Consider the following 12,562-nt stretch of genomic DNA (forward strand, 5'->3'; position numbering starts at 1 on the left):
CCTCTTCGGCAAATTTGTCTATTGATATAGACAACTATACAAATTATACCTATTATCTAGCGCGAGTCCATGACGGGTGGATGACAAGCACTTGAAGATTGGGGGCAATCAATGGTCGGGCGGCTGGCAGCGGACAGCATCGAGCGGCGCAGCGGCGTCTCGCTGTGGCGGCAGATCGCCGAGAAGATCCTGCAGGCGATCGCCGTCGGCGATTTCGCAGAAAGCGCCGCGCTGCCGCCGGAGATGGCACTGGCTGACCGCTATGGCGTCAACCGCCATACCGTGCGCAGCGCCATATCAGCCCTTGTGCAGGAAGGGGTGCTGCGGGCCGAGCAGGGGCGCGGCACCTTCGTGCTGTCGCGCAAGCGGCTGTCCTATCCCATCGGTGCGCGCACACGCTTTTCAACAGGCCTGCAAGGGCAGACATCGGAACGGCATATCGTCCTGCTCGCATCCTCGGTCGAGCCGGCCAGCCGGCGTGTCGCCGAGGGGCTGGGGCTTGCCAAAGGGGCCGATGTGATCCGCCTGGAAACGCGCGGCGAAGCCGACGGCCGGCCGGTGTCACGTGCTGCCGGCTGGTTCGATGCCCGGCGCTTTGCCGGTATCGATGCTGCAATGGCGGAGACCGGCTCGATCACCGCATCGCTCGCCCGGTTCGGCATCGACGACTATCTCAGGCAATCGACCGTGCTATCGGCGCGCCACGCCGATGCGGCGGACCTTGCAGACCTCGACCTGCAACCGGGCGCCATCGTGCTGGTTACAGTCGCTGTCAACGTCACGCCGGACGGCCAGCCGATCCAGGTTTCCGAGTCCAGGTTTCCGGCAGAACGGGTGGAGCTGAAGCTGTCGGCGCTGTAGGGAGTGGCAGCCTCATACGAGACCGTGACTTCTGACTCGCGCTGATATCAGGCCAGTTCGGTCGCGCTCACCTGTCAGCGTCGGCGCATTTGAGGACCGGCTTCCCCCACTCCGTCTCGGCTTCGCCGAGCCACCTCTCCCCCCTCCGGAGGGAGAGGAAGGGAGCCGGAGTCTGGTTGAAGAGCGTTGGCTGCAATAGGCTCGCACCCTTCCTCTACCCCGTCGATCGGGGGAGAGGTGGCTCGGCGAAGCCGAGACGGAGTGGGGGTCGATCTGCGCGGGCGTCGTCAATTCGGGCCGGGTTCACCGCCTGCTAAGTTATGCTCCCACCTCGATCACAGCCTTGATCAGTCCTGATTTCTCATGCGCCCAGCGGGCCAGATCGTGCGGCGTGCCGGAAAGCGTGGTGCGGTGGGTGACGAGTTTTGCCAGCGGAACGGCGCCGTTGCGGATCGAGGCGGCGACATGGTCGAAGTCGGCGCGCAAGGCGTTGCGGCTGCCGATCAGCGTCATTTCGCGTTTGTGGAATTCCGGATCGGAAAAGCTGATGTCGTCCTTGACGACGCTGACCAGCACCAATGTTCCGCCATGCGCGACATGGGCGAAAGCCGACCGCACCGACTGGGTATTGCCGGTGGCGTCGAAGACCACATCGAAGCCTTCGCCCGATGTCGCCTCCCAGACCAGGTCTGGCACCGCGCCGCGCGAGCCGTCGAGGGTCTGGAAACCAAGCTCGTTCGCAGCGAAGGCGAGCCTTTCGCTGCTCATATCGAGCAGTGTCACGTCGAGGTCGGCGATGCGGGCGAAGATGGCGGTGCCGAGCCCGATCGGGCCGGCGCCGATGACCAGTGTGCGTGCGCCGGTTTCGGCCTTGGCACGCCGCACGGCATGTGCGCCGATGGCCAGGAACTCGACGGCGGCGGCGTCGGCCAACGACAGGCCGTTGGCAGGATAGAGATTTTGCGCCGGCACCAGGATGCGTTCGCACATGGCGCCGTCGCGATGCACCCCGAGCACCTCGATCCTGACGCAGCAATTCGGCTTGCCGTGCCGGCAGGCGATGCACTTGCCGCAGGAAAGATATGGGTTGATGACGACCGGCTCACCGACGGCAAGCTCGACGCCTTCGCCTGTTTCCACTACTGTACCGGATACTTCATGGCCCATGATGCGGGGATAGGCGAGGAACGGATGCTTGCCCTCGAAGATGTGGTAGTCGGTGCCGCAGATGCCGACATGGCTGACCGCCACCAGCGCCCATCCGGGAGCTGGTGCACTCGGGGTGGGACGATCTTCCAGGACAAGATCGCCGGGCGAGCGGCAGACGACGGCTTTCATGCTTCAATCCAGTCTTGTTCATGAAATCGCCGGCCCATTGGTGCGGGCCGGCGATTGATTGCGGGTCGTTACTTGCCGCGACGGCGCAGCCCGTCGAAATAGACGATGATGATGATGAGCGCGCCGGTGATGATGCGCTGCCAGAACGAGTTGACGTTGAGCAGGTTGGCGCCGTTGTTGATGGTGGCCAGGATGAAAGCTCCGAGCAGCGGTCCGTGCACCGAGCCAACGGCACCGAACAGCGAGGTGCCGCCGATGACCGACGAGGCGATCGCCTGCAACTCCCAGCCCTCAGCCTGGGTCGGGTTGCCGATGCCGATGCGGGCGGCCAGCAGCACGCCAACGAAAGCCGCGCAGAGGCCGGACAGCGTGTAGGCCATGTAGATGGTTCGCTGGACATTGACGCCGGACAGGCGCGAGGCCTCGGCGTTGGAGCCGACCGAGAACAGATACCGGCCCCAGCGGCTGTGATGCAGGAAGATATAGGCCGGAATGCCGACCAGGATCACCATCCAGAACAGGTTGGGGATGCCGATGAAGGAACTGCGCGAGAACGCGGTGAAGGTGTCGCTGTTGATGTTGATCGAATTGCCGTTGGTCATCAAAAGGCCGATTCCGCGCAGCGAGGTCAGCGTCGCCAACGTGATGATGAAGGGCGGCAAGCCCATCTTGACGATGCCGAAGCCGTGAAACATGCCGATAGCAACACCGACCAGCAGCGTCACCAGAATGGCGAGCCAGATCGGGAAGCCGGCATTGATCATCATGGCTACGACCACGGTGGCGAAGCCGACCACGGCGCCGACGGACAGGTCGATGCCGCCGGTGATGATGACGAAAGTCTGGCCGACCGCCATGATGGCGATCATCGAACCCTGCCGCAGCAGGTTGGCGATGTTGTTGGAAGAGGCGAAGCTCGGCGTCGCGACCGACAGAACGATCCAGAGCAGAACCAGCAACGCCAGAAGCGTCAGCCCGAACAGGACATTGTAGTTCCGTTTCGGTTTTTCGACAGCAATCGCCTCGGTGCTCATATCTGTCCTCCCTGTTTTTCTTGTTTCTCGGCGAGCGCCTGCGTGAGAATGTCCTCGTGGCTGGCGCCGCGAAAACCGTGCGTCGCCACCAATTTGCCGCGCCGGAACACATGCAGCGTATCGGCCAGCTCGTAGACTTCCGGCAGATAGGACGAGATCAGGATGATGCCGGCGCCTTTCGACAGCAGCGCGCCGAACAACCGGTAGATCTCGGCCTTGGTGCCGACATCGACGCCGACCGTCGGTTCATCGAAGATGAACAGCTTGGCGCCGTGCGCCAGCCATTTGCCGATGACGATCTTCTGCTGATTGCCGCCCGACAGGCTGGACGCCAGCGCGCCGCGAGTCGGCGTCTTAATGCGCAGATCGGCGATCTGGCGATCGGCCTGCGTCTTCTCCTGTGCACTCGAAATCAGCAGATTGGTCGAGATGCGCTTGTAGATCGGCAGGTTGAGGTTGAGGCCAACCGGCAGGTTGAGACAGAGGCCCTGGTCGCGGCGGCTTTCCGGCGCCAGCGCCATGCCGAGCTTGATCGCGTCATGCTCGGATTTGACCTGAACCTCCTTGCCTTCCCAGAGAATCTGGCCGGCCGATTTGCGGTGGCGACCGTACAGCGTCGTGACGAACTCGCTGCGCCCGGCGCCGATCAGGCCATAGAGCCCGACGATCTCGCCGGCGCGAACCGTCATCGAAACATTTTCAAACCCTTTGCCGGACAGGTTCCGCGCTTCGATGATCGCGGCGCCCGGCGTGAAATGCTCTTTGTGATAAACCTGCTCGATCGAGCGGTTGATCATCATCTTGACCAACTCGGCATCGTTGGTCTCGGCGATGTTGCGGGTGCCGACCAGCGTGCCGTCACGCAGCACGGAAACACGGTCGGCGAGTTCGAACACTTCCTCCATGCGATGACTGATGTAGATGATCGTCACGCCTTCGCCCTTCAGCCGGCGGATCAGTGTGAAGAGCTGGTCGGCCTCCTTGCGGGTGAGGTAGGCGGTCGGCTCGTCGAAGATCAGGAATTTGGTGCCGCGCACGGTGGCGCGGGCGGCAGCAATCAGCTGCTGCTGGCCGATGGTCAGGTCGCCCAATGTGACATGCGCCGGCAGATCGAAGCCGAGATCGTCGATGATCTTCTGCGCTTGCCTGATCATGGCGCGCTGCTGCAGGATGCCGAAGCGCGAATTCTCCTCGCCGAGGAACATGTTGGCGGCGACCGTCAGGTGACGGCAGAGCACGACTTCCTGATGCACGGCATTGATGCCGAGCGCCATCGCCTCATGCGGTGTCGCCAAGGCAGCCGGCTGACCTTCCCAGATGACCTCTCCGGAGGTGCGCGGCATGACGCCGGTCAAAAGCTTGATGAGGGTCGATTTGCCGGCGCCGTTCTCGCCGACGATGGCGTGGATCTCGCCGGACTTGAAGGCGAGGTTGACCGGTTTCAGCGCGTGGGTGCCGGGATAACGCTTCTCCAGCCCGCGTAATTCGAGGATGGTCCTGCCAGGCTCCAGCACAGGGGCCGGATGCAGTTCCTGCGCCGTCGATGTCATGACAATCCTCCCTGATTGGCCTCCCAGATCGGCCTCACGATTGGCACGCGGCGAGGCAAGGATATGCCTCGAAAACAGCCTAGCTTAAGCTTGTGGATTGCCAAGCCGTTTGTGCCGGCAGCTATATCTCCGGGGCGCGGAGCCCCGGAGACGATTTGGATGCGACGGCTTAGAGCTTCGGGTTGAGCAGCGCGTCGATCTTGGGGTCTTTCATGTTGTCCTTGGTCACCAGATTGGCGCCGGTATCGACATTGGCCTCGACCTTTTCGCCCTTCGAGGCGGCGAGCGCGGTCTTGATGCCGTCATAGCCCATCCGGTAGGGATCCTGGACGACGAGGGCGGAAATGACGCCGTCGTTGAGGAACTTGATCAGCTTCTCGTCGCTGTCGAAACCGACCAGCGCCAGCTTGCCGCCAAGGCTGTTTTCCGCGACTGCCTGGCCGACGCCCTGCGCCATGATCAGGTTGGAGGCGAAGATGCCTTTGAGGTTCGGGTTGGCGGTGATCAGATCGGTGGCGATGTTGAGGCCGGTGGTGGCCTGGCCGTCGGCATATTTGTCGGCGACCAGCTTGAGGCCTGGATATTTGGCGGCCAGCTGTTCGGTGAAGCCCTGCTTGCGCTGTTCGAGCGAGCCGGCGCCCGGTGCGTTGGTGATCAGGGCGACGTCGCCCTCGATCTTGCCGCCGTTGGCGGCGCCGATGGCGGCGGCGAGGCCGTCGGCAGCGACGCGGCCGCCCTGCACATTGTCGGTGGTCAGGAACGAGGTGAAGGCCTTGGAGTCGGCGCCGGAGTCGATGCCGATAACCTTGACCTTGGCAGCGGCTTCATCGATCGGCTTGCCAAGCGCCTTGAACTCGGTCGGCGCGATGACGATGGCTGCCGGGTTGCTGGCAACGGCGTTCTCGAGGATCGAGACCTGGCCGTTGACGTCGGTTTCAGCCTGGGCACCGAGTTCCGGAACGTTGACGCCGAGATCCTTGCCGGCCTTGCGGGCGCCGGCCAGAACGATCTGCCAATAGAAGGACGTGGTGTCCTTGACGATGATCGGAATGGTCACGTCCGCCGCCGAAACCGGCGCCGAATGCATGACGCCGGCGAGCATCGAAGCTGCTGCCAGCGCCATGACGGCGCGGCGGTTGAGAATGCTGGTCACGAATTTCATGAAGTTCCTCCCTAAGTCGCCCGGTGAACGTTACGGAAGCTCCGTCCGGATAGGCGTGGCCCAAACAGAACTTTATCAATAAAAAACAGTTGCCATGTTTTGATAGTGCATCGAACCAGCCGATGCAAGCGGTGTTTGACCAGTCCTCGCGAAGCCTGGCAGAGGCAGATACACCGCGCTGCTCCTACCTTGCCGCCGTCAAGCGCTCCCGTTTCCGTTCCGCGAATGTATGGAATATTAATTCCACATATTCGTCAATATGGAATGTTCATTCTTTCTTGGGATCGCAAGAATGTGAAGCCGGAATCGCCGTTCACCGCGGGTAGGGCGAATTTCACGCCAGCTCCTGCATCAGCGTGTAGGGGCGATATCTGGCGTATTCCGTCTCCGGCACGTCGATGTCGAGCAGTTCGAGGTTGCGCGTCAGGTTTGCCGGCTTGGCGGTGCCGGTCAGCACGGTGGCGACGGCGGGTTCATGCAAGGGGAACTGGAACGCGGCGGCGGCCAGCGGATAACCGCCCTCGGCGGCGATCCTTTCCATCGCACCGACGCGGTCGAGCACGTCATGGCTGGCAGGGCGGTAATCGAAATGCGCGCCTTGCACCGGCCCGGTCGCCAGGATGCCGGAGTTGAAGACGCCGCCGATGACCAACGAGGTCTGTTGCGCCCGGCATAGCGGCAGCAATTCCGCTTCGGCACTGCGGTCCAGCAGGGAATAGCGGCTGGCGAGCAGGATGCAGTCGAGCGGTGCCTGGCGCATCACGTCGAGACAGATCTGCACTTCGTTGACGCCCAGCCCATAGGCGGAAATGACACCGGTTCGCTTCAGCTCTTCGAGCGCCTTGAGGCCGCCATCCATCAGCTGGCGAAAGTGCAACTTGGTCTTCTCGACACCATGGGTGTAGGCGCCGATGTCATGGACAAACAGGATGTCTATCCTGTTCAGGCCAAGCCGCGCATAGCTGAACTCGATCGACCGCATGATGCCGTCATAGGAATAGTCGTAGTCGAGCGCGAAGGGCAACGGATCGACATAGGAGTGATCGGGAACCTGGTCATCCGGCACCGGGCGGAACAAGCGGCCGACCTTGGTCGACAACACATAGGAATCGCGCGGCTTGTAGCGCAGGAAGTCGCCGAAGCGTCGTTCCGACAGGCCGAAACCGTAGAAGGGTGCGGTGTCGAAGTAGCGCAGGCCGGATTCCCAGGCGCCTTGCAACGTCTCCATCGCCGCTTCGCGCGGACAGGCGCGGTAGAGGCCGCCGATCGCGGCACCGCCGAAACTGATTTCGGTGACCTCCAGCGTTGTCTGGCCGATGCGGCGCTTTTCCATGCACAACCTCCCCGTTGCCCGCCGCTGTCCCGGCGCGGCCGTCTACCAGATATCAGTGAAATCTAGAGCGTCGCGCCAAGATGCCAGGGCACGAACTCGTTGTCGCCGTAGCCGAAATCCTCGCTCTTGGTCTTGCGGCCGGAAGCCGTCTCGACGATCAGTTCGAAGATCTCTCGGCCCATGCCGGCGATGGTCTTTTCACCGGAGGCGATGACGCCGCAGTTGACGTCCATGTCCTCTTCCATCTGGTGATACATGGTCGAGTTGGTGGCGACCTTGATCGACGGCGTCGGACGGCAGCCGAAGCAGGAGCCGCGGCCGGTGGTGAAGACGATGATATTGGCGCCACCCGCCACCTGACCGGTCGCCGAGACCGGGTCGTAGCCGGGCGTGTCCATGAACACCAAGCCGCTGCCGGTGACTTTTTCGGCATAGCCGAAGACGCCGTTGAGCGGCGTCTGGCCGCCCTTGGCGACCGCGCCGAGCGACTTCTCCAGGATGGTGGTGAGGCCGCCGCGCTTGTTGCCGGGCGAGGGGTTGTTGTCGATCGAGGCGCCATGTTTGGCGACGTGATCTTCCCACCATTTCACGAAGCCATCGAGCTTCTGCGCGATCTCCGGCGTTGCCGCGCGGTAGGCGAGAAGATGTTCGGCACCGTAGATCTCGGTGGTCTCGGAAAGGATGCCGATGCCGCCTACGCCGGCCAGGATGTCGACGGCCGCGCCCAGCGCAGGGTTGGCCGTAATGCCCGACATTCCGTCGGAGCCGCCGCATTGCAGGCCGACGACGATCTCGCTAACCGGGATCGGCTCACGCTTCAACTGACCGACTTCCTCGGCGATCTCGGCCAGCACGCCCATCGCCTTTTCGACCGATTTGCGCGAACCGCCGGCGTCCTGGATGTTGAAATGGCGTTTGCCGGCAGCGACACCCTTCTGGCCGTAGAGGGTGAGCTGGTTGACCTCGCAGCCGAGCCCGACCATCAGCACGCCGCCGAAATTCGGGTGGCGGGCATAACCGGCAAGCGTGCGGTGCAGTACCATCATGCCGTCGCCGGTGGCGCTCATGCCGCAACCCTGGCCGTGGACGATGGGGACGAAGCCGTCGATGCCGGGATATTTCGGCAGCAGGGTGCGGTTGGCGGTGTCGGCGATGGAATGGCAGACCGTGGCCGAGCAATTGACGCTGGCGACGATGCCGATGAAATTGCGCGTGCCGGCGCGGCCATCGGCGCGGCGATAGCCCATGAAGGTCCGGGCACGGTCCGCTTCCGTCGCGTGCTCGGCCTCGCTCGGCGGCACGACCGGCAAGCGGCCGGATTCGAAAACCAGATTGTGCGAATGAACGTGCTCGCCCGCTGCAATATCCTGTGTCGCGCGACCGATGGCCTGAGCGTATTTGACCACCGCCTCGCCGGCGGCGATCGGCTTGATCGCCACCTTGTGGCCGGGCTCGATCAGCGCGGTGGCAACGGCACCGCCCGGCAGCACGGCGCCGATCTCGATGCGGCCATTGGCGACGGCGACATTGTCGGCAGGGGACAGAAGAATGCTGTTGGAGGCGTTCACGGGCGGTTTCCTGGGTGATCCTGGGTTGCGCGGGCGGATTGACACGCGCCTGTTTAAAGATAATGTCTTTTATCGTGAAAAAACAGTTTTGCGTCAATTGTTTTTTCGCCGGGGAGTTCCGCATGTCCATCGGTGTTCAAGAAAGCGAATTTCGCTTTCAGGGGTCATGGGAACGTCATATTGCGCTTCCGGCCGACGGCCGCAAGCGACGGCGTGCAACGGGTCAGGGATGTCGAAGAGCAACAACGTCTACAAGGATGCCTACAACCGCTGCCTGCGGCTGCTCGACGAAACGCGCAGCCTGCCTTCGGAGCCGGAACTGGGCACCTTGCTTGGCGTCAGCCGCACCACGGTGCGAACGATCCTAGCGCGCATGGAAGAGACCGGGCTGATCGCCTGGAACAAGCGCGCCAAGACGGTGCTGCGCGAACCGCGCCCCGATGATTTCTTCCCCGAGGAAGAAACCGACACGCTGGCCGAGATCATCGAGCGGTCGTTCATGCGCAGGCTGCTCGCCGGAGGCGCCGAGGCCGGCATGCAGATTAACGAACTCGAACTGGCGCGCGAGATCGGCGTCGGCACCACCAGCGTGCGCGAGTTCCTGATCCGCTTCTCCCGCTTCGGCCTGATCGAGAAACGCCGCAACAGCCACTGGGTGCTGAAGGGCTTTACGCGCGCCTTCGCGCTGGAGCTGACCGAAATCCGCGAAATGTTCGAACTGCGCTCGGCGGCGGCCTTCGCCGCTCTGCCGCAGGACAGCGTGGTCTGGGGCGATCTCGACCGTCTGGAAGACGACCATCGCCGGCTGGCAAGCGAGATCGCCACCCGTTTCAACGAATTCTCCGAGCTGGACGAGCGCTTCCACCGGCTCATCCATCGGGCATCGCGCAACCGCTTCATTGTCGATTTCTACGACGTCATCGCCATGATCTTCCACTACCACTACCAGTGGAACAAGGCGCAGGAGCGCGAACGCAACGAGGTGGCGATCGGTGAGCATCTGGCCTACATCGAGGCGCTCAAATCGCGCGACCTCGGCAAGGTCGACGCCGCTTGCCGCAAGCATCTGAAGTCAGCGCGCCAGACTTTGCTGACCTCGATTCCGGAGAGCCGGTCTTCACAAAAACTCTGAGCCGCGTCGCGGCTCAGAGTCTTGTTTCATGCATGTCGTTGTCCCAAAGCCGCTGCACACTTTTGGGCGACATGCATTGATATGCCGCGTTGCCGCAGCGGCGATTTGGCGATTTTCCGCCCGCCAGCCCCGTGCTAGGTATGGTACATTGCTGCGAAGAGGCAGGGCTTTGGGCGTATCGAGGAGACGGTGGAGCATACCGGTCGTGCTTGTCGCGGCCTATCTGCTGTTGCTCCAGTCGACGCTTGGTGCCTTCGCCTTCGGCGCCGGTCCCAATGCATCGCAGCTCGATGCCTTCGGCAACGTCATCTGTACCCGTGAGGGCGCAACCGAGCTGCCCGGCGGCAACCCGCCGCCGTCTCACCTGCCGACATGCTGCGTGCTCGGCTGCAGCATGTTTTCGCCAGCCTTTGCGCCGTCGCCCAATGCCGGGCTTGCACTGGGCAGCCTTTCCTTTGAAACGGTCGCCTTTGTCTTCCCGGTGGCCATCCATCTCGACTTTGCGCGTGAGCGCTCGCCGTCGAACCCGCGCGCGCCGCCGCTGACGGCCTGAGCCTGTTTGCCCGACGGAACCTTTCGTGGGCGTACCCATCCAAAGATCAAACTGCTCGCGACCGGCAACGGCGCGACCATCACTTCATGGAGCAACCATGTCCTATTTTTTCCCCGACGCCGCGCGTCCTATGCTCGGCAGCATTCTACAGAGCATCGAAGAGCGTGTCGGCATTGCCGCGCTGGCTCTTGCGCTGTTGTTCGTCGGCGCCCAGTCCGTATTCGCGCATGAGTTCAAGGTTGGAGATCTCGAGATCGGCCACCCCTGGTCGCGCGCCACACCAGCCGGCGCCAAGGTAGCCGGCGGCTATTTCACCATCACCAACAATGGCAGCGCGCCGGACCGGCTGGTGTCGATTTCCTCCGATATCTCGGAAAAGGCCGAACTGCATCAGATGGGCGTAAAAGACGGCGTCATGACCATGCGGTCGGTTACCGGCGGCCTGGAAATCCCGGCCGGTGGCAAGGTGGCATTGGCCCCTGGCGGCTATCATCTGATGTTCATCGGCCTGAAGCGGCAACCCAAGCAGGGCGAAAAGTTTTCCGCCACGCTGACCTTCGAAAAGGCCGGCGCCGTCAGCGTCGATTTCGCCGTCGAAGGCATCGGTGGTGGCGCCATGGATGATCACGCCAATTGATCCGGCCAGTTAGACAAATTTTGAAGATCTGAGGGACCATCATGAACAAGTATCTTTTGTCCGCCGCGGCACTTTTCGTGCTCGGGACAAGTGCCGCTTTCGCGCATATCACGCTCGAAACCCAGGAGGCGGCCGTCGGCTCGACCTACAAGGCAATCTTACGCGTGCCGCATGGCTGCGACGGCAAGGCGACGACCGCCGTGCGTGTGCAGATCCCGGAAGGGGTGATCGCGGTGAAGCCGATGCCGAAGCCCGGCTGGACGCTGCAGACCAAGAAGGGCAAGTACGACAAATCCTACCAGCTCTATGGTCAGGCGGTGACCGATGGGGTCAAGGAAGTCGACTGGAGCGGCGGCAGCCTGCCGGATGAATTCTACGACGAGTTCGTCTTCCGCGCGACACTGACGGCGGATCTGCCGGTGGGCCAAAAACTTTACTTCCCGGTGGTGCAGGAATGTGACGGCGCCGCCGACCGCTGGATCGAGATCCCGGCGGCCGGCCAGGATGAAGACGCACTTGAAAACCCGGCCCCCGGCATCAAACTGCTGCCGAAGAAATGATCTTTTCGAGCGGCGCGCTCGCAAGAGCGCGCCGCTATCTTTTGTGGCGGTGACATGAGCACGACGTCCTACCTGCAAACGGCTTCCATGGCCGGCCACCGCGCCGGCCGGCTTGTCGTCGGCCTGCTGGCCCTGATCGTGTTTCTCGCCATCATGGCAAATCAGGCTTTCGCCCATGCCGCGCTGATCAAGACCGACCCGGCCGATGGCGCGGTGCTGGAACAGGGGCCGGCACAGTTCTCGCTGACCTTCAGCGAGCCGGTCTCGCCGCTGGTGCTGACCCTGGTGAAACCCGACGGCACGCCGGTTCCGCTGTCCTCCTTCCGCCTCAGCGACCAGACTGTCGAGATCGATAATCCGCAGCCGCTCAAGTCCGGCACGCATGTCTTGAGCTGGCGCGTCATTTCCGCCGACGGCCATCCGGTCGGTGGTTCCCTGCTGTTTTCCATCGGCGCGCCAAGCGCGCCGCCGGCGGTGTCCGAAGCTGTCGACTGGTCGTTGCGATCGGCGATCTGGACCGGCAAGGTCTTTCTCTACATCGGTCTTTTCCTCGGCGTTGGCGGCGCCTTTGCCCTTGCCTGGCTGGCCCGAGATGTCCGCGCCGGACAGCGCTTCGTTGCGGCTGCAATCCTGGGCGGGCTGGTCGCGGCACCGCTGTCGCTTGGCCTACAGGGGCTCGATGCGCTCGGGGCACCGCTCTCCCATCTGGCGCAACCGGTCATCTGGCGGACCGGGCTCGGCACCAGCTTCGGCTGGACTGTGCTGGTCGCGCTGATCGCGTTGTGGCTCGGCCTGCTGTCGCTGGCCGGACCGCGCGCCGCCGCCAAGCCATTT

General features: G+C 63.0%; 12 protein-coding genes. 6 read left to right on the forward strand and 6 right to left on the reverse strand.

Annotation, left to right across the window (positions count from 1 at the left end):
• Positions 1 to 111 precede the first annotated feature (111 nt).
• Positions 112 to 861 carry a phosphonate metabolism transcriptional regulator PhnF gene (gene phnF / locus NKJ06_RS18355; protein ID WP_352636117.1) on the forward strand — a complete coding sequence of 250 codons (750 nt, stop codon included), beginning with the start codon at positions 112 to 114 and terminating at the stop codon, positions 859 to 861.
• A 318-nt stretch (positions 862 to 1,179) separates the two neighbouring features.
• Here phnF and NKJ06_RS18360 read toward each other — a convergent pair whose 3' ends face one another.
• From NKJ06_RS18360 to NKJ06_RS18385, 6 genes are all read right to left on the reverse strand, one after another.
• Entirely contained in the window at positions 1,180 to 2,199 is a 1,020-nt protein-coding gene (locus NKJ06_RS18360) for a zinc-binding alcohol dehydrogenase family protein (protein WP_352636155.1), read from the reverse strand.
• A 68-nt stretch (positions 2,200 to 2,267) separates the two neighbouring features.
• Positions 2,268 to 3,233, reverse strand: a complete 966-nt coding sequence (locus NKJ06_RS18365; RefSeq protein ID WP_352608746.1) for an ABC transporter permease — start codon at positions 3,231 to 3,233, stop codon at positions 2,268 to 2,270.
• On the reverse strand, positions 3,230 to 4,783 hold the full coding sequence (locus tag NKJ06_RS18370) for a sugar ABC transporter ATP-binding protein (RefSeq protein ID WP_352810348.1): 1,554 nt from the start codon (positions 4,781 to 4,783) through the stop codon (positions 3,230 to 3,232). Before NKJ06_RS18370 ends, NKJ06_RS18365 begins: the two co-directional genes overlap by 4 nt.
• A gap of 169 nt (positions 4,784 to 4,952) precedes the next feature.
• Complete coding sequence (locus NKJ06_RS18375; protein ID WP_127272465.1) at positions 4,953 to 5,945, reverse strand: ABC transporter substrate-binding protein; 993 nt, start codon at positions 5,943 to 5,945, stop codon at positions 4,953 to 4,955.
• A 334-nt stretch (positions 5,946 to 6,279) separates the two neighbouring features.
• Positions 6,280 to 7,278: an aldo/keto reductase gene (locus tag NKJ06_RS18380; protein WP_352636159.1), complete on the reverse strand. Its 999-nt coding sequence runs from the start codon at positions 7,276 to 7,278 to the stop codon at positions 6,280 to 6,282.
• A 62-nt stretch (positions 7,279 to 7,340) separates the two neighbouring features.
• On the reverse strand, positions 7,341 to 8,846 hold the full coding sequence (locus NKJ06_RS18385) for a UxaA family hydrolase (RefSeq protein WP_352636161.1): 1,506 nt from the start codon (positions 8,844 to 8,846) through the stop codon (positions 7,341 to 7,343).
• A 229-nt stretch (positions 8,847 to 9,075) separates the two neighbouring features.
• Between NKJ06_RS18385 and NKJ06_RS18390 the strand changes: the two genes are divergently transcribed.
• The 5 genes from NKJ06_RS18390 to NKJ06_RS18410 form a co-directional block, all read left to right on the forward strand.
• Positions 9,076 to 9,978 (forward strand): GntR family transcriptional regulator, encoded by a 903-nt coding sequence (locus tag NKJ06_RS18390; protein WP_352636163.1) that lies wholly within the window; start codon positions 9,076 to 9,078, stop codon positions 9,976 to 9,978.
• Positions 9,979 to 10,174: 196 nt separating this feature from the next.
• Positions 10,175 to 10,531, forward strand: coding sequence for a DUF2946 family protein (locus NKJ06_RS18395; protein ID WP_352636169.1), 357 nt, complete (start codon positions 10,175 to 10,177; stop codon positions 10,529 to 10,531).
• 97 nt (positions 10,532 to 10,628) lie between these two features.
• Complete coding sequence (locus tag NKJ06_RS18400) at positions 10,629 to 11,168, forward strand: copper chaperone PCu(A)C (protein WP_352636165.1); 540 nt, start codon at positions 10,629 to 10,631, stop codon at positions 11,166 to 11,168.
• 41 nt (positions 11,169 to 11,209) lie between these two features.
• Positions 11,210 to 11,728, forward strand: coding sequence for a YcnI family copper-binding membrane protein (locus tag NKJ06_RS18405; RefSeq protein WP_352636167.1), 519 nt, complete (start codon positions 11,210 to 11,212; stop codon positions 11,726 to 11,728).
• 54 nt (positions 11,729 to 11,782) lie between these two features.
• On the forward strand, positions 11,783 to 12,562 hold a 780-nt coding region (locus NKJ06_RS18410; RefSeq protein WP_352810350.1), incomplete at its 3' end, for a copper resistance CopC family protein.

It is taken from the genome of Mesorhizobium sp. M0293, assembly GCF_040321735.1.
Taxonomy (GTDB): domain Bacteria; phylum Pseudomonadota; class Alphaproteobacteria; order Rhizobiales; family Rhizobiaceae; genus Mesorhizobium.